This window comes from Novosphingobium sp. 11B, from assembly GCF_054589055.1.
This window is the reverse complement of sequence record NZ_BAAILP010000142.1, coordinates 27,076-42,914: the sequence shown is the minus strand read 5'-3', so window position 1 is coordinate 42,914 and position 15,839 is coordinate 27,076. Positions and strand designations below refer to the sequence as shown.

Below are 15,839 nucleotides of genomic sequence, written 5' to 3'. Positions count from 1 at the left end.
GTCCCGGACGTGATCCGGGACCGGTGGCAGTCTTTAGACGGAGACTCTCGTCGAGGCGCCTTGGCGCAAGGTGGGCTGCTCACGGCCAGCAGTCCCGGATCACGTCCGGGACGACGGGGCACTTATGCTGCCGCGAGTTGTTGCGGCACTTTCGCCCCGCCCGCGGCGTAAAGACCGAGCGCGATGGCGGACACGAAGAACACGGCCATCGCCACGATCGCCCCGTCGTAGCTGCCGGTCACCGAATGGACCCGCGCCGATCCGACGACGGCGACCGCGATGAACGGCAGCCCGATCAGCGTGTTGAGCCCGAAGCCCCGGCTGTAACTGGCCTGTCCGAACGAATCGGTCAGCCCCTTGCCAAGCGTGGGGATCGCGCCTGCACCGTGCATACCGATGAGGCCGATCACAAGGGCCGCCATCCAGAACGGCGGGTGCTGCAACAGGAGAGCCCATAGCACCGCGCAGTCGAAGCCGATAAGCGCCAGCGCCCTCGCCCCGCCGATGCGGTCGGCGATCCAGCCGAACAGTATCGAGCCGGCGATCCCGACGAGCGACATGATCGACTGCAGCAGCGCCGCTTCGGGCCGGGTGAAGCCCCAGGACAAGCCCATCGGCACCAGCAGCGAGCCCAGCAGCACCGAACTCGTCATGCTCGCCACCGCTGCCAGCGAGATCGCCCAGAAACGCGGCCGCGCAAGCAGTTGCGCGACGCTGAACGATCCGTCGGCGGTGCGCTTCGCATCGGGTTCGGGCGCCAGCGTCTCGGCGTGCCCCGGAGGATGATCGATCGCCAGCAGCCCCAGCGGCAGCAGCAGCGCCGCCGCGATCAGGCCGATGGACAGGTAGATCATGCTCGGTGAGACGGCGGAAAGCGCCCGCTCCAGCGTCCACGGCACCACCGCGATCACCACGGGCAAGTGGACGATTCCCAGCGCCAGCCCGCGATTGCGGTTGAACCAGCGTCCCACCAGCGTCGCCGGGCCGATCGATCCGGCGACGCTCATCGCGGGACCGAAGCAAAGCCCGTAAGCCAGCAGGTAGAGGGCGTAGCTTTGCGTCCAGGCCAGCGTGAGATAGCCTGCCACCGTCAGTAATGCGCCGATCAGCAGCAGCAGGCGCAGCGACACCTTGGCGATCAGCACGCCCACGAAAGGCGCGAGCACCGACGAGCCGACCAGCACCAGCGGAATGCCCGCCGCCGCCTCTTCTGCGCTGACGCCGAGGCGTTGCTCGACCGAGGCCAGCATCAGCCCGAAGGAGCCCATGACGGTGCCGACGACGACGTTGTGCGATACGCCCGCGATCACGCCCATGCGTACCGCAAGCGGATGGTTGGGGGCGTCGCCCTCCGGTCCGACAGGTGCTGCCAAGCGCTCTCTCCCCATGCTTGAACTTGCCGGCGATGGCGTGCCGGTCTGTTCGCGGGAGTGTGTGGGGCGCCGGATCGGCTTGACCAGAACTTTCCGACCAGATGAACGAGAATTCGCCGGGGCGACGTTATCGCTCAGGCGCTCGCGTGCGATCCGTGCGTTGCCGCGATGTGCTCGAGCACCGGGCCGTAGAGCGGTCGGTCGAACTCGACCCCGGCAAGGTCGCTGCTGACCCAGCGCACCACGCCCGACATGCCTTCCATCCCCTTGGGCCGCACGATCAGGCGCGCGCCGACGCGGAAATAGATGCCGCGCATGCGCAGGCAGCAGCCCTCCACCGAGATGTCGGAAATCTCGCCGTCATCCCGCAGACCGCTCTGCGTGCGGCACTGAACGGCCAGCGCGACGGAGCGTCGCTGCGATCGCCGGGGAAGAACGGTGCGGGTCATGCGAAGGACATACGCCCGATTGGTTGATCATCGATTAAGGGGAAATGGCGCGCCCGTTCGAACACGGTTCGCACTCAATCCGGGAAGCAGGGCGACCATTTCCGAAGACAATGGCGCGCCCGACAGGGTTCGAACCTGTGACCCCAAGCTTAGAAGGCTCGTGCTCTATCCAGCTGAGCTACGGGCGCGCGCCGGATTTCCCATAGCGTGGTTACCGCGCGGCGCAAACCGCTGGCGGCGCAAACTTGTGCTTTGCGCTGCAGCAAAGCCACGTTACGCACAGGCAATGACCGCCGCTACCGACGCTCCATCGCCTCTGTCCCGCCCCTTGTCACGCATCGACGGCCTTACCGGCGCCCGTCGGCACTTCCGCTATTTCGACTACGTGATGGCGGCCTTCGTCGCGATCCTGCTGCTGTCGAACCTGATCGGTGCGTCCAAGCTGGCGAATATCGGCGGCGTGACGTTCGGCGCGGGCATCCTGTTCTTCCCGGTCAGCTACGTCATCGGCGACGTGCTGACCGAAGTGTACGGCTATGCCAATGCCCGCCGCTGCGTCTGGGCGGGGTTCTTCGCGATGATCTTCATGGCCTTCATGAGCTTCGTCGTCGTCGCCATGCCGCCGGATTCCGGCTGGACCGGACAGGCCGCCTACGAGGCCGTGTTCGGCTCGACCTGGCGCATCGTCCTCGCCTCGCTGACCGCGTTCTGGGCGGGTGAGTTCGTCAATTCCTTCGTCCTCGCCAAGATGAAGCTGATGACTGGCGGCAAGCACTTGTGGATGCGCACCATCGGCTCGACGGTGGTGGGACAGGCCGCCGACAGCGCCCTGTTCTATCCCATCGCCTTCCTCGGCACCTGGACGCACGAGCAGGTGCTGACCGTCATGGTCACCAACTGGGGCATGAAGGTGCTGTGGGAAGCGGTGCTGACGCCGGTAACCTACGTCGTCGTCGGCTGGCTAAAGAAGCGCGAGGGCGTCGAGGTGTTCGACGACAATCTCGATTTCTCGCCTTTCGCCAAGGCAAAATCGGTCTGAACGTTGTGAGCAGGGCGCTGAGCCGCGCTTTTTACAGGGCTGCCGCATTTTCCGAGTCGTCAGGTGTTTCCACCTGACTTGAAAATGCTCTAGGCCGCGCCGACCATGCTCGACCGCATCCTCCTGTCCCGTTTCCGCAACCACCACGAGACCGCGGTGGAAGGCACGGCGCAGTTCAACCTGCTGGTCGGCGAGAACGGCGCCGGTAAAACCAACGTGCTGGAGGCGATCAGCCTGCTCGCGCCCGGACGCGGCCTGCGCCGGGCACAGTTGGTTGACGTGCCCGCGCAGGACGGCGACGGCGGGTTCGCGGTGAACGCTGCACTGCGCATGCCCGGCCAGGGGGAAGGGAGCGAGCCCGTCCGCCTCGGCACCGGCGTCGCGGCGGAGCGTCCCGGGCGGCGGCTTGTGCAGGTGAACGGCGCGCAGGCATCCGCCCTGAGCCTGGCCGAATGGCTCTCGATCGGCTGGCTGACCCCGGCGATGGACCGCCTCTTCGTCGAGAGCGCGGGCGCGCGGCGGCGGTTCCTCGACCGGCTGGTGCTGGCGATCGAGCCGGCCCATGCCGGCCATGCGGCGCGGCTGGAGACGGCACTGCGCGAGCGCAACCGCCTGCTTTCCGACGAACGTTCCCCCGATCCGCACTGGCTCGACGCGATCGAGGTGCAGATCGCCGAGGCCGGGGCGCTGGTGGCGACGGCCCGCGCGCGCCTCGTCACCCGGCTGGAGGCGGCGCTGGCTCGGCTTCCCGACACGCCTTTCGCGCGCCCTTCGCTGACCTACCAGCCCGGCGGCCCGGTCGAGGCCGGTGCGCTTGCCATCGCCCTGCGCGACGGGCGGCCGCGCGAGCGGGCGGCCCAGCGCACCCTCACCGGCCCCCACCGCGACGAACTGGCGGTGACGATGGCGGGCAAAGGGCAAGCGGCAGCGGAATGCTCGACCGGCGAGCAGAAGGCGATGCTCATCGCCATTACTCTCGCGCATTCGCAGCTGCTGGAGGCAGATGGCGAGAACCGCCCGCGCCTGCTGCTGCTGGACGAGGTCGCCGCGCATCTCGACCCGCTGCGGCGCGAGGCGCTGTTCGACCGGCTGCGGGCGGGCTCCGCGCAAGTCTGGCTGACGGGAACGGAACTCGCGCCGTTCGAGGCGATCGCAGCGGAAGCGGCGGTATGGGAGGTCAGCGCGGGGACGGTGCGGCGGGTCTAGAAAGGCCCACCCCCGGCCCCTCCCGCAAGCGGGAGGGGAGAAGCGAAGTTACGCCCTCCCGCAAGCGGGAGGGCCGGGAGGCTTGGTCCGCAGGACCTAGCCGGACGGGGTGGGCGCGGAATTCACCTCTTCGGCAAAGCATCCGCCACATCATCCACCGTCGCCGCCACGATGGCGTCTATGCCGATGGCCGTAGGATGCACGTGATCGCCCTGCATCAGATCGGGCTTGTCGATCACCGGCTGGAGGAAGAACGGCACCAGCACCGCGCCGTACTTCTCCGCCAGCTGCGGATAGATCGGGTTGAACCCCGAGGCGTAGTCCCTGCCCAGGTTCGGCGCCGCCAGCATTCCGAGCAGCACCACCCCGATCTTCTCCTGCCGCAACCGCTGGAGGATCTTCTCCAGGTTCGCGCGCGTCTCGGCCGGGGGCAGCGAGCGCAGCATGTCATTGCCGCCGAGGCTGATGATCACCAGTTCGGGCTTCGCAGGCTGGCTTTTCAGCGTGAAGTCGAGCCGCTGCAGCCCCGCCGCCGTGGTGTCGCCCGAAACCCCGGCATTGGCGATGCGCGCGTTGACGCCGCGCGCGCGCAGGGCCTGTTCGAGCCGGTCGGGGTAGCTTTCGCCATCCTCGAGTCCGTAGCCCGCCAGCAGCGAATCCCCGAAGGCGAGTATCCTGCGCTCCGGCCCCATGACCGGTATCTGCGGCGGCGCATCGACGGCCGACCGGCTCTCCTGCACGGGCGGCGCCGGGGCCTTGTCGCAGGCGGAAAGCGCCAGGGTGGAGGCGGCAAGGAGAGCGAGAGAAACGAGGCGCAAGGCATTCTCCTGAAGGGACCGACTTGTCGGATGCACTGGTGCTATCCCATATGGGGATGGTGACAAGCCCTGCCCAAGCCCGCTCCGCCCTTTCCGGCACTCCTTCCCCCGCTTCCGACGACACCATTCTGGCCCGCGACCTGCGCCTGACGCTGGGTTCCGGGGATAGTGCGGTCGAAATCCTCAAGGGGATCGACCTTTCCGTGCCCCGGGGCCAGACGCTGGCGCTGCTCGGTCCTTCGGGATCGGGCAAGTCGTCGCTGATGGCGGTGCTCTGCGGGCTGGAGCGCGCCAGTTCGGGCACGCTGGAGGTCGCCGGACAGGACTTCGTGGGGATGGACGAGGACGCCCTTGCCCGGGCGCGGCGCGGCAGGATCGGCATCGTCCTCCAGGCGTTCCATCTGCTGCCGACGATGACCGCGCTGGAAAATGTCGCCACGCCGCTGGAACTCGCGGGAATGCCCGATGCCCGCGCGCGGGCCGAAGCGGAACTCACGGCGGTCGGGCTGGGCTATCGCCTGTCGCACTATCCCGCGCAGCTTTCCGGCGGCGAGCAGCAGCGCGTCGCCATCGCCCGCGCCCTCGCTCCCCGCCCGGCGCTGGTCTTCGCCGACGAGCCGACCGGCAACCTCGATGCAGCCACCGGCGCGGCAATAATCGACCTGCTTTTCGCCCGCCGGGCCGAGACCGGCGCGACCCTGCTCATCATCACCCACGACGAAAGCCTCGCCCACCGCTGCGAGCGCGTAGTGACCATCGGCGACGGCCAGATCGCCAGCGACATACGGGCAGGCGAACACCTTGGCTGACGCCCTCCCCTGGCGGACCGCCTGGACACTCGCCCGCCGTGACCTCTCGGCCCGGTTCAAGGGGCTGCGACTGCTCCTCGTGTGCCTGTTCCTCGGCGTCGGCGCGATCGCCGCGATCGGCACGCTGACCGGCTCGATCGAGCGCGAGCTGGGAACACGCGGACGCGAAATCCTTGGCGGCGACATCGAACTGAGAGTCTGGCAGCGCGCCTTCGGCAAGGACGAGGATGCGGCGCTCTCGCGCCTCGGCCGGGTTTCGCGCGGGCAACGCATGCAGGCCATCGCCACGAAGGGAGACGCCACCGCGCCGGTCGCGCTCAAGGCGGTGGACGGGAACTGGCCGCTCTACGGCCGCCTCGAACTGACCGACGGCCGCCGCGTCGGCGCCCCAGCCCCCGGCACGGCATGGATCGCCAAGGGCACCGCCGCCCGCCTCGGTGCCGGGAAGGGCCAGCGCATCGCCATCGGCGGCGTGCCAGTGATCGTGGGCGGCATCATCGCGACCGACCCCGAGCAGATGAGCGAGGGCTTCGCGCTGGGCGACACCGCCGTGGTGCCGCTCGACCTTCCCGCGAGCGCCGGGCTGACCGCGCCGGGCGCCATGTACCGCAGCGTCGTACGGGTGCGCTTCGCCGACCCCGCGCGCGATCCCGAAGCGGTGATCGACGCCCTCAAGTCCCGCTTCGGCGACGGCTTCGACACCCGCACCCGGCTGGCAGCCTCGCCTTCGACCGAGCGCTTCGTCACCCGCATGGGCGAGTTTCTCGTGCTGGTCGGGCTTGCCGCGCTGGTGATCGCCGGGATCGGCATCGGCGGCGGCGTCTCGTCCTATCTGGAGGCACGGCGCAGTTCGATCGCAACCATGAAGGTACTCGGCGCCACCAGCGGCGACATCGCGCGCATCTATCTCCTGCAGGTCGGCGCGGCCGCCCTGGTCGGCAGCCTGGCAGGGCTCGCCGCAGGCGTGCTCGTGACCCCGCTCCTCGCCTCGGCGCTGCAGAGCCTGCTCCCGGTCGAGCCCGGGTTCACCGTCTCCCCCGCGGCGCTCGCGACGGCGGCGGCCTATGGCCTGCTGGTCGCGCTGATATTCTCCGCGCCGCCGCTGGTGCGGGCGCGCAGCTGGCCCGCGATGGCGCTGATGCGTGCCCGCGTGGCGCCGCTCACGGCCGACCGCAAGGCGCTCGCTCTGCCGGTCGGCCTCGGCCTTGCCGCCATCGTCGCGCTGGCGCTGCTCAACGCCGCGCAGCCGCTGGTGACGCTGGGCTTCCTCGGGGCCTCGGCCGCGATGCTCGGCCTGCTGGCGCTCGTCGGCCTCGGCATCCGCAAGCTCGCCGCCAGCCTGCCGAGACCGCGCGGGCCGATGCTGCGCGCGGGACTGGCGAACCTCCACCGCCCGGGCGCGCAGACCGGGGCGCTGGTCACGGCGCTCGGCTTCGGACTTTCCGCCTTCGTGCTGATCGCGGCGGTGCAGACGAGCCTCGACGCCAATATCCGCCGCACCGTGCCTGCGCGGGCGCCCGACTTCTTCGTGCTCGACGTGCCGAAGGAAAAGGCCGATGCCTTCGCCGACGCGGTCGAGCGGACGATCCCGCACGCCACGCTCAAGCTGGTCCCGAACTTGCGCGGCCGCATCCTCGCTTATGGACCGAAGGATCGCATGACCCGCGTGGCAAGCCTCGGCAAGGACCTGCCCGATGGCGCCTGGGCGCTGCGCGGGGAGCGCGGACTGACCTACTCGGTCGGCGTGCCCGAGGGCAGCAGCGTCACCTCCGGCCAGTGGTGGCCCGAGTTCTACCGGGGCGAGCCGCTTGTCTCGGTCGATGAGAGGCTGGCCGAGGCGATCGGCCTGAAGGTCGGCGACTACGTGACCGTGGGCGTGCTGGGCGTCGAGAAGACCGCGCGCATCGCGGCGCTGCGCCGGATCGACTGGGACAGTCTGGGCTTCAACTACGTGCTGGTATTCTCACCCAATGCGCTGGCCGACGCCCCGCACAACCTCGCCGCGACTATCGAGGTGCCCAAAGGCGCGTCCACGGCGGGCCTGCTGCCCCGGCTGGTGCGCGCCTTCCCCTCGACCTCGGTGATCGAGACGGGGAGCCTGCTGCGCGATGCCCGCGCGCTGCTCGACCAGATGTCGGCGGCGATCCTCGCGGCCTCTTCGGTGGCGGTGCTGGCGGGGCTCGCGGTGCTGCTCGGCGCGATCGCGGCGGCGCGGGCGAGCCGGACTTACGACACCGTGATCCTGCGCGTGCTGGGCGCCAGTCGCGGGCAGCTGCTCGCGGCGCAAATGGCCGAGTACGGGCTGCTCGCCGTGGTGCTCGCCCTCGTCGCGCTGGGCGCGGGCAGCGCGATGGCCTGGGCGGTGATCGTCAAGCTGTTCGAATTCGCCTGGCTGCCCGACTGGCCACGCGTGCTGGCGGTGCTGGCCGCCGGGCTGCTGCTGGTGCTCGGCTTCGCGCTTGCCGGAACGCTGCCGCTGCTGCGGGCGAAACCGGCAAGGGCGCTGCGCGAGCTTTAGAAGCCGATCTCTACCCTCACCACTCATTGGTCATTCCCGCGATTGGAAATCAGGCGAAGACCTCGCGGTTGTCGAACAGCACGCTGGGATCGCGCGTCTTGTAGACGAGCGTGCTGGCGACGATGTCGTGCAGGCCCTGCTTGCGCTCGGTGAAGGCGACCATGATGTAGCCGATGCACAGGATCAGGCTCGACAGGATCTTGGCGAAGTAGCGCCCGGTCGCACGCGCGAAAGTCAGCCGTTCGCCCCGTAGGTCGGTAACGACCACGCCGACGGCCAGCTTGCCGACAGTCGCCTGCAGCTTGGAACTTTCCATGATCGCGAAATAGAGCCAGTTGATCACCAGCGACGCGCCGATCATGCCGAACATCATCATGCCCAACGCCGCGTTCTCACCCGCGCCCAGCCCCGTCAGCGGCAGCGCGAGGCCGACGCCGAAGATGCCGCCGATGATCGAAGTCGCGATCTGCAGGATAATTGCGTCGAGGATGTAGGCGAGCACGCGCCACCAGAAGCCACCATACGGAATCATGCATTCCCCCTTATTTTTGCGGCCTGCCCAGCCTGACAATGCGACGCAAGTTCACATTTAAATCGGGAAATTACAAAGACTTTCTGTTCCGCCGTCCGAAGCCGTAAAGAAAGAGGGGCGCAGAAGGCCGAGCCTCCCGCGCCCCTTTTCAGGTCCGCGCCCCGCTTCTCTTGCCGTACCTCCTCCCAGAGACGACACGGCGGGTACGCGCTTCACACGCTCCGGGCTTTATCATGCCGCATTTTCCGAGCCGCCGACCGCGCACGGCCGGCTTGAAAATGCTTCAAAACCGGTAGCGCGCCGCCACGCCGTAAGTGCGCGGCTGGTTCGGATAGCCCGAGATCGAGCCGGGCTGTGCCGGGCTGTCGAAAATCTGCAGGATGGTGCGGTCGTTCAGCAGGTTGCGGCCCCAGACCGTCAGTTCCAGCCCGTTCGCCATCGCGTATGTAAGCGAGGCGTTCATGTCGTTGATGTCCTGCTTGAACTCTCGCGCGGCGGCGAGCGCTGCGGATACGTCGGTGACGTTGCCCGCGCTGTCGCGCACGACGAGGCCCGGCAGGCCCTCGACCAGACGGAACTGCGATTCGTAGTGATAGTCACCGCGCAGGATGATCCGGTCCCCGCGCGTTCCCACGGGCTGCACGAACTCGGCCGAGAACGTCGCCGACAGGGGCGGGACGCCCGCCGGGGTCGTCCCCGAAAGGTCGCCGAAGGCCGAAAGCTGGAACGTGTCGTACTTCGGATCGAGGTACGTCCAGGCCATCGTCAGCGTCAGCTGGTCGATGGGCTTCGCCGAGCCTTCGAACTCGATACCGAACGCCGACTGCTTGCCCGCGTTCGCCAGGAAGAAGCCCGAGCCGGTGAAGATGTTCGACTGGAAGTTCTTGATCTCCTGCTTGAACACCGCGACGTTGGCCGAGACGATCCCCCAGTTGCCCTTGATCCCGGCCTCGTAGACCGTCGAATTCTCGGCATTGGCGAAGCGGCTGCCGGAGGTCAGGTTGGTCACCGCCAGGCCCTGCGCGCGCAGTTCGACGAGGTCGGCAGGGGTCGGGCGGCTATCACGCGACAGGTTGATCGAGGCCGCCTTGTAGCCGGTCGCCCAGGCCGCGTAGAAATTGACCGTGGGCGTCACGTCCCAGGCGACGCGCGCGGTGTAGCTGAAGTCGCCGTCGCTCACCTTGCCCGGCTCGACCGCGTTGGGCACGTTCATGAACTGCGGGAAATACTGCAGCGCGCGCAGCGGATTGAGCGGGTTTGCCGCCGGATTGTTGGCATTGCCGTTCGCGAAGCCGACCAGCTGTTGATAGATCGGCGCGGTTTGCGGGTTCGTCGCGAAGGCGAAGATCGCCGCCGGGTTGGTCGGGTCCACACCCACCGAACGGAGCGCCCCGCCAAGCAGCAGTTGCTGGCGGAACGCCGAATAGCGCGGATCGTCGAAATTGATCGAGGAGAACACGTCATCCGACGTCGTGTTGGTGGCGAAGCGCTTCTTGTCGTGCGTGTAGTTGAGACCGCCGGTCACCGTCAGCCCCGGCGCCACCTCGAAGTCGAGCTGGCCGAAGATCGACCACGCCTCGTTCTTCAGCTTGTAGGCCTCGGTCAGGCCGGTGCCGGAAGCGAAGAACTGCCCGGCGTACTTGGCCGGATTGCCTTCGTAGGCGCCGAAGGCCGTCTCCAGCGCGGGCACGCTGAGCGCCCCGCCCGAGAGGCTCTGGACGAGCAGGTTGGCGTAAGGCCGGGCATCGTCGCCCCAGAAGACCTCGTTGTTCTGGTCGATCTTCTCGTTGAAATAGTAGCCGCCGATGAGGCCCGTGATCTTCTCGCCCACCTCGAAGTTGGCGCGCAGTTCCTGCGTGAAGGTCTTGATCCGCAGGTCCTGCCAGTTGCGGCCCAGCAGGTCGGCGCTGGAGAAGTCCGAATCCTGATTGGTCAGCGCATTGGTGCGGCGGTACGAGGTGATCGAGGTCAGCTTGGTGGCGCCCAGATCATAGTCCAGCTGGCCCGAAACGCCCCAGTTCTCGATTCTATTGGACGATTCGAAGTTGTTGTAGACGATGTTGTCGTACCTCTCGCCTGGCTGGTTGACCGCCCCGCCCAGCGCGAAGATCGCCGCCGTCGGCGTCGCCTGACGCAAGTTCACCACCGCGCAGCAGTTCTCGTCGATCTTGCCGTAATCGCCGATCAGCCGCAGTTCGAGGCCGTCATGGTTGTCGAACAGCAGCTGCCCGCGCCCGAACCAGCGGTCGCGCTCATTGGTGCGCTCGCCGGTAGCCAGATCCCTGACGATACCGTCGCGCTTGTTGAGCCCGCCCGCGAGGCTGAATGCGACGTTCTCGCTCAGCGGCCCGGTTACCGTGCCCTTGACGACTACGGCGTCGTAGTTGCCGTAGCTGGCCTCGACATTGCCGCCGAACTGGAACTGCGGCTTCTTGGTAACAATCGATATCACGCCCGCCGAGGCATTCTTGCCGAACAGCGTGGACTGCGGCCCGCGCAGCACCTCGATGCGCTCCACATCGGGGAAGTCCGCGATCATCGAGGCCGAGCGCGAACGGTAGACGCCGTCGATGAACAGGCCGACCGAAGGCTCGATACCGGCGTTGTTGGCGCCGTTGCCGAAACCGCGGATATAGAAGTTGGTATTGGCGCTCGACTGCAGCTGGTTGACGCGCAGCGACGGCACCAAAGTCTGCAGGTCCTTGAGGTCGCGCATCTGCGCGCGTTCCAGCGTCGCTCCGCTGGTCACCGAGACGGCGACGGGCACGTCCTGCAGCGTCTGCTCGCGCTTGGTGGCGGTGACGATGATGGTGTCGGTGTATTGTTCGTCGGCAGCCTGAGGCGCCGCGTCCTGCGCCATCGCTGTGGGCGCCCACGCAAGCCCGAATGCCGCGCCCGCCAGCAATGCGATCCTGCGTTCAGTGAAGATACGCGTACCCCGCGCGCCGATGCCCGCCAAAACACCTTTCATCTGGTCCCCTGTCCCTTCCTGCGCGACGGCCCGCATCGTGATGCGCGGAAAGCTCGCCGCAAAGCGTAAGAGGTTCAGGTTATGCGGTTCCGGGGCGCCTCACAATGAAGACCTGTGAACAGGTGCGGACATTTGGCGCCACTGTTGCGCCGTCGCCACATTCCTCAGCCGGCCTTCTTCGCCTTGTGCTCGGCGAGCAACTTGTCGAGTTCGGCGATCCGAAGCCGTTCGGGGGTTCCTTTGGCAAGACCCTTCAGGCGGCATTCCGCCCAAAGGCTGCGGCGTTCGGATTCCAGTGCCTTGAGATACAGGTCAGCCATCGTGTCTTTTCCTTCTTCTGCCGCCGGCCGAGGCCGGTCGTCGCCCGCCGCCCTGGGTACTGTCGGCGTCTTCATCGCGCAGCTTGCGCCAGCGTTCCAGCCGCCTGGGCTCGAGGGTGCCGTCCCGCAGTGCGGCCAGCACCGCGCAGCTTTTCTCTGTGGTGTGGGTACAGTTGCCGAAACGGCACGCCTGCGTCAGCGCGGTTATGTCGTCGAACACTTCGGCGATGCCGGTCGCGGCGTCGGGCAGGTGAAACTCGCGCATGCCGGGCGTATCGACCAGCCAGCCACCTTTGGCGGGACCGTCGAGCGGGTACAGTTGCCGCCCCGTCGTCGTGTGCCGACCCTTGCCGTCGATTTCACGGATCGGCTGAGTCTCGATGTCGTCGGAGCCCCGCAGGCCGTTGATCATCGTCGACTTGCCCACGCCCGACGAGCCCAGCAGGGCTACCGTCCGGCCCTTGCCGCAGTACCGGGCCAGCCGCCCGACGCTGGCCGGATCGCGGCCATTGACCATCTCGACTTCCAGATCCGGCTGCAACGCGCGTGCCGCCTCAAGGAACCGCTCGGGTGCCTCGGCCAGATCGACCTTGGTGAGCACGACCACCGGCCTCACCCCGACCTCCCGCGCCATCACCAGATAGCGTTCGAGGCGCGCGACGTTGAAATCCTGGTTGCAGGAGGTCACGATGAACAACGTATCGACGTTGGCCGCGATCAGCTGCAGCCGGCGCTGGTCGGCGGGCGCCTTGCGCTTGAACAGATTGATCCGATCGAGGATGCGCACCGGCTCCAGCCGCTCCCGGTCCACCATAAGCCAGTCGCCCACGGCCGCCCGGTCCTCCGGCCCCTCGGACAGCGGCAGGGCGGAATTGATCATGCCGCTGAGGCCGCTTCCGGCAATGTCCACCATGCCGCGATGAACCGCCATCACACGCACGGGGCATACCTCGCCCGCCTGCTCCTCGGCCGAAAGCTGATCGGCGAAGAAGGAATTCCAACCGAGGTCTTCAAGGGTGGGGCCGGATGCTTCCATCGTTACGACATGGGCTTTCTTCATGGGGCGGGGCGCGAAAGCCCACGGGAGAGCGCGGCACAGCCGCCGGGCAGGACCCTTGCGACGTCCCCGAAATGCCCTATCGACCAGCCCCTAGTACGATATCGGCCGGCACGCCATGGCGCACGGCACGCTTTTCGCCCGATCGTCGATTCCCCGACCCGGCGCACACCGCTTGCCGAAATGCCCGCCATCGGCTAAGGGCGCGGCAATTTTGCGGTGCAGCACACGATGGCTGCCCGCCTCCGGCCCTCGTACAGAGAGAACAACAATGTCCGCCCCGCTTCCCTTGCGCAATATCGCGATCATTGCGCACGTCGACCATGGCAAGACCACCCTCGTCGACCAGCTGTTCCGCCAGTCCGGCACGTTCCGTGACAACCAGCGCATCGAAGAGCGCGCGATGGACAGCAACGACCTCGAAAAGGAGCGCGGCATCACCATTCTGGCGAAGCCGACCTCGATCGAGTGGAACGGCTATCGCATCAACATCGTCGACACGCCCGGACACGCCGACTTCGGCGCCGAAGTGGAGCGCATCCTCTCGATGGTAGACGGCGTGGTTCTCCTCGTCGACAGCTCGGAAGGCGCGATGCCGCAGACCAAGTTCGTCACCGGCAAGGCGCTGGGCCTCGGCCTGAAGCCGATCGTCGTCGTCAACAAGATCGACCGTCCCGACGGCCGCCACGCCGAAGTGCTCGACGAAGTGTTCGACCTCTTCGTCAGCCTCGACGCCAACGACGAGCAGCTCGACTTCCCGACCCTCTACGCTTCGGGCCGCAACGGCTACGCCAGCTACGATGCGGACCGCCGCGAAGGCGACCTGACCCCGCTGTTCGAAAAGATCGTCGAGCACGTCCCCGCGCCGAACCTCGACGTCGACGCGCCGTTCTCGTTCCTCGCCACCCTGCTTGACCGCGACAACTTCATGGGCCGTGTCCTCACCGGCCGCGTCCAGTCGGGCACGTTGAAGGTCAACGACCCGATCCGCGCCATCGACATGGACGGCAAGGTCGTCGAAGTGGGCCGCGCCACCAAGGTGCTGTCGTTCCGTGGCCTCGACCGCGTGCCCGTGGAAGAAGCCCGCGCCGGTGATATCATCGCGCTCGCTGGTCTCGAAAAGGCGACCGTGTCGAACACCATCGCCGATCCTTCGGTCACCGAGGCGATCCAGGCGCAGCCGATCGATCCGCCGACCCTGGCGATGCGCTTCGCCGTCAACGACTCGCCGCTCGCGGGCCGTGAAGGCGACAAGGTCACCAGCCGCATGATCCGCGATCGCCTGATGCGCGAAGCGGAAACCAACGTCGCCATCCGCGTCACCGAATCGGCCGACAAGGACAGCTTCGAAGTCGCCGGTCGCGGCGAACTCCAGCTGGGCGTCGTGATCGAAACCATGCGCCGCGAAGGCTTCGAACTGGGCATCAGCCGTCCGCGCGTGCTGTTCGGCACCGACGAAAAGGGCGGCCGCACCGAGCCTTACGAAACCGTCGTGATCGACGTGGACGACGAGCACTCGGGCACGGTCGTCGAGAAGATGCAGCGCCGCAAGGCAGAGCTGACCGACATGCGTCCGTCGGGCTCGGGCAAGACCCGCATCACCTTCTCGGCCCCTTCGCGCGGCCTGATCGGCTACCACGGCGAGTTCCTTTCGGACACCCGCGGCACCGGCATCATGAACCGCCTGTTCGAGAAGTACGACGCCCACAAGGGTCCGATCGAGGGCCGCCAGAACGGCGTGCTGATCTCGAACTGCACCGGTGAAGCGGTCGGCTACGCGCTGAACTCGCTCGAAGATCGCGGCGTGCTGTTCATCAAGCCCCAGGAAAAGATCTACGAGGGCATGCTGATCGGCGAGAACGCCAAGACCGACGACCTCGAAGTGAACCCGATGAAGTCGAAGCAGCTGACGAACTTCCGTTCGACCGGCAAGGACGACGCCATCCGCCTCACCCCGCCGCGCGTGATGACGCTCGAGCAGGCCATCGCCTACATCGACGACGACGAGATGGTCGAAGTCACCCCGCAGTCGATCCGCCTGCGCAAGGTCCACCTGGACCCGAACGAGCGCAAGAAGCAGAGCCGCAAGAAGGAAAGCGCCTGATTTTGCCCTCCCCTGTGGTCGGGCTTTGAAAAGAGCGATCGCGGGGGGATGCATTACCGGTTGAATGAAAGGTCGGGGCGCCGAAGGGCGCTTCCGGCCTTTCGTGTTTTTGAAGCAGGGGGCATGACTGCAATGACGAGTTCCAACGCACCCTCGCCCACCCCGCACGGGCACGGCGAGGACATCTACGCCCTCTTCGTGGGCACGATCCATCTCGCGGTCGGGCTCGTGCTGCTGCGCGCGGCAGGGCTCGCGACAGGCGGTGTGGCGGGTGTCGCGCTGGTTCTCAGCTATGCGACGGGCTGGCCGGTGGGCCTGCTCTATGCGCTGATCTCGGCGCCGCTGATGGCGATCACCTTGCGCTCGATGAGCTGGCGGTTCCTGATAAAGACCGCCGTGGTGACGCTCGGCCTGTTCGCGATGACCGCCCTGGCCCCGATGGGCATCGACATCGCCCGGGTGAGCGACCCGGTTGCAGCGGCCGTCGGCGGCAGCGTCATCGGCATGGGCGCGCTCGCCCTCGCCCGCCATGGGGCGGCAACGGGCGGCTCGGGAGCGCTGGTGCTATGGCTTTATCGCACGCGCGGATGGAATGCCGGCCGCACCCAGCTCATCATCGACGGTACGGTGCTGCTGTTCGCGG

Annotated in this window: 13 protein-coding genes and 1 tRNA gene; 6 read left to right on the top strand and 8 right to left on the bottom strand. The window is 67.3% G+C overall.

Features of this window, described 5'->3' with window-relative positions:
* Positions 1–122: 122 nt before the first annotated feature.
* The 3 genes from ACYPYD_RS13255 to ACYPYD_RS13245 all read right to left on the bottom strand — a co-directional run bounded on the left by ACYPYD_RS13255 (position 123) and on the right by ACYPYD_RS13245 (position 2,010).
* Positions 123–1,373: an MFS transporter gene (locus tag ACYPYD_RS13255; protein ID WP_459663544.1), complete on the bottom strand. Its 1,251-nt coding sequence runs from the start codon at positions 1,371–1,373 to the stop codon at positions 123–125.
* Positions 1,374–1,507: 134 nt separating this feature from the next.
* A complete protein-coding gene (locus ACYPYD_RS13250) occupies positions 1,508–1,822 on the bottom strand; it encodes a PilZ domain-containing protein (protein WP_008832127.1) in 315 nt (104 codons plus the stop codon).
* A gap of 111 nt (positions 1,823–1,933) precedes the next feature.
* A tRNA-Arg gene (locus ACYPYD_RS13245) sits at positions 1,934–2,010 on the bottom strand.
* Between the two features lie 98 nt (positions 2,011–2,108).
* Here ACYPYD_RS13245 and ACYPYD_RS13240 point away from each other — a divergent pair.
* A complete protein-coding gene (locus tag ACYPYD_RS13240; RefSeq protein ID WP_008832128.1) occupies positions 2,109–2,861 on the top strand; it encodes a queuosine precursor transporter in 753 nt (250 codons plus the stop codon).
* Between the two features lie 105 nt (positions 2,862–2,966).
* Positions 2,967–4,067, top strand: coding sequence for a DNA replication/repair protein RecF (recF, locus tag ACYPYD_RS13235; RefSeq protein WP_459663542.1), 1,101 nt, complete (start codon positions 2,967–2,969; stop codon positions 4,065–4,067).
* A gap of 122 nt (positions 4,068–4,189) precedes the next feature.
* Here the strand turns inward: recF and ACYPYD_RS13230 are convergent, their stop codons facing one another.
* Positions 4,190–4,885 (bottom strand): arylesterase, encoded by a 696-nt coding sequence (locus ACYPYD_RS13230; protein ID WP_211149776.1) that lies wholly within the window; start codon positions 4,883–4,885, stop codon positions 4,190–4,192.
* Between the two features lie 50 nt (positions 4,886–4,935).
* Here ACYPYD_RS13230 and ACYPYD_RS13225 point away from each other — a divergent pair, with 50 nt between their 5' ends.
* Both ACYPYD_RS13225 and ACYPYD_RS13220 read left to right on the top strand, forming a co-directional pair.
* Positions 4,936–5,694: an ABC transporter ATP-binding protein gene (locus tag ACYPYD_RS13225; protein ID WP_459663540.1), complete on the top strand. Its 759-nt coding sequence runs from the start codon at positions 4,936–4,938 to the stop codon at positions 5,692–5,694.
* On the top strand, positions 5,687–8,212 hold the full coding sequence (locus ACYPYD_RS13220; RefSeq protein ID WP_459663539.1) for an ABC transporter permease: 2,526 nt from the start codon (positions 5,687–5,689) through the stop codon (positions 8,210–8,212). The genes ACYPYD_RS13225 and ACYPYD_RS13220 overlap by 8 nt, the downstream gene beginning before the upstream one ends.
* Positions 8,213–8,261: 49 nt before the next feature.
* Here ACYPYD_RS13220 and ACYPYD_RS13215 read toward each other — a convergent pair whose 3' ends face one another.
* From ACYPYD_RS13215 to rsgA, 4 genes are all read right to left on the bottom strand, one after another.
* Positions 8,262–8,744: an RDD family protein gene (locus ACYPYD_RS13215; RefSeq protein ID WP_459663538.1), complete on the bottom strand. Its 483-nt coding sequence runs from the start codon at positions 8,742–8,744 to the stop codon at positions 8,262–8,264.
* A gap of 283 nt (positions 8,745–9,027) precedes the next feature.
* A complete protein-coding gene (locus ACYPYD_RS13210) occupies positions 9,028–11,715 on the bottom strand; it encodes a TonB-dependent receptor (RefSeq protein WP_459663537.1) in 2,688 nt (895 codons plus the stop codon).
* Positions 11,716–11,879: 164 nt separating this feature from the next.
* On the bottom strand, positions 11,880–12,035 hold the full coding sequence (locus tag ACYPYD_RS13205; protein WP_172705113.1) for a hypothetical protein: 156 nt from the start codon (positions 12,033–12,035) through the stop codon (positions 11,880–11,882).
* A complete protein-coding gene (rsgA, locus tag ACYPYD_RS13200) occupies positions 12,028–13,095 on the bottom strand; it encodes a ribosome small subunit-dependent GTPase A (RefSeq protein ID WP_231958080.1) in 1,068 nt (355 codons plus the stop codon). Before rsgA ends, ACYPYD_RS13205 begins: the two co-directional genes overlap by 8 nt.
* A 268-nt stretch (positions 13,096–13,363) precedes the next feature.
* On the opposite strand from rsgA, the gene typA reads away from it, so the two are divergent.
* Both typA and ACYPYD_RS13190 read left to right on the top strand, forming a co-directional pair.
* Positions 13,364–15,196 (top strand): translational GTPase TypA, encoded by a 1,833-nt coding sequence (gene typA / locus ACYPYD_RS13195; protein WP_008832136.1) that lies wholly within the window; start codon positions 13,364–13,366, stop codon positions 15,194–15,196.
* 123 nt (positions 15,197–15,319) lie between these two features.
* On the top strand, positions 15,320–15,839 hold a 520-nt coding region (locus ACYPYD_RS13190), incomplete at its 3' end, for a YitT family protein (RefSeq protein WP_459663535.1).

Excerpts from the sequence above, each read along its gene's own strand:
- recF (WP_459663542.1), top strand. The coding sequence starts at position 2,967 with ATGCTCGACCGCATCCTCCTGTCCCGTTTCCGCAACCACCACGAGACC.
- ACYPYD_RS13225 (WP_459663540.1), top strand. The coding sequence starts at position 4,936 with ATGGGGATGGTGACAAGCCCTGCCCAAGCCCGCTCCGCCCTTTCCGGC.
- ACYPYD_RS13205 (WP_172705113.1), bottom strand. The coding sequence starts at position 12,035 with ATGGCTGACCTGTATCTCAAGGCACTGGAATCCGAACGCCGCAGCCTT.
- ACYPYD_RS13215 (WP_459663538.1), bottom strand. The coding sequence starts at position 8,744 with ATGATTCCGTATGGTGGCTTCTGGTGGCGCGTGCTCGCCTACATCCTC.
- typA (WP_008832136.1), top strand. The coding sequence starts at position 13,364 with ATGTCCGCCCCGCTTCCCTTGCGCAATATCGCGATCATTGCGCACGTC.
- ACYPYD_RS13210 (WP_459663537.1), bottom strand. The coding sequence starts at position 11,715 with ATGAAAGGTGTTTTGGCGGGCATCGGCGCGCGGGGTACGCGTATCTTC.
- ACYPYD_RS13240 (WP_008832128.1), top strand. The coding sequence starts at position 2,109 with ATGACCGCCGCTACCGACGCTCCATCGCCTCTGTCCCGCCCCTTGTCA.
- ACYPYD_RS13250 (WP_008832127.1), bottom strand. The coding sequence starts at position 1,822 with ATGACCCGCACCGTTCTTCCCCGGCGATCGCAGCGACGCTCCGTCGCG.
- rsgA (WP_231958080.1), bottom strand. The coding sequence starts at position 13,095 with ATGAAGAAAGCCCATGTCGTAACGATGGAAGCATCCGGCCCCACCCTT.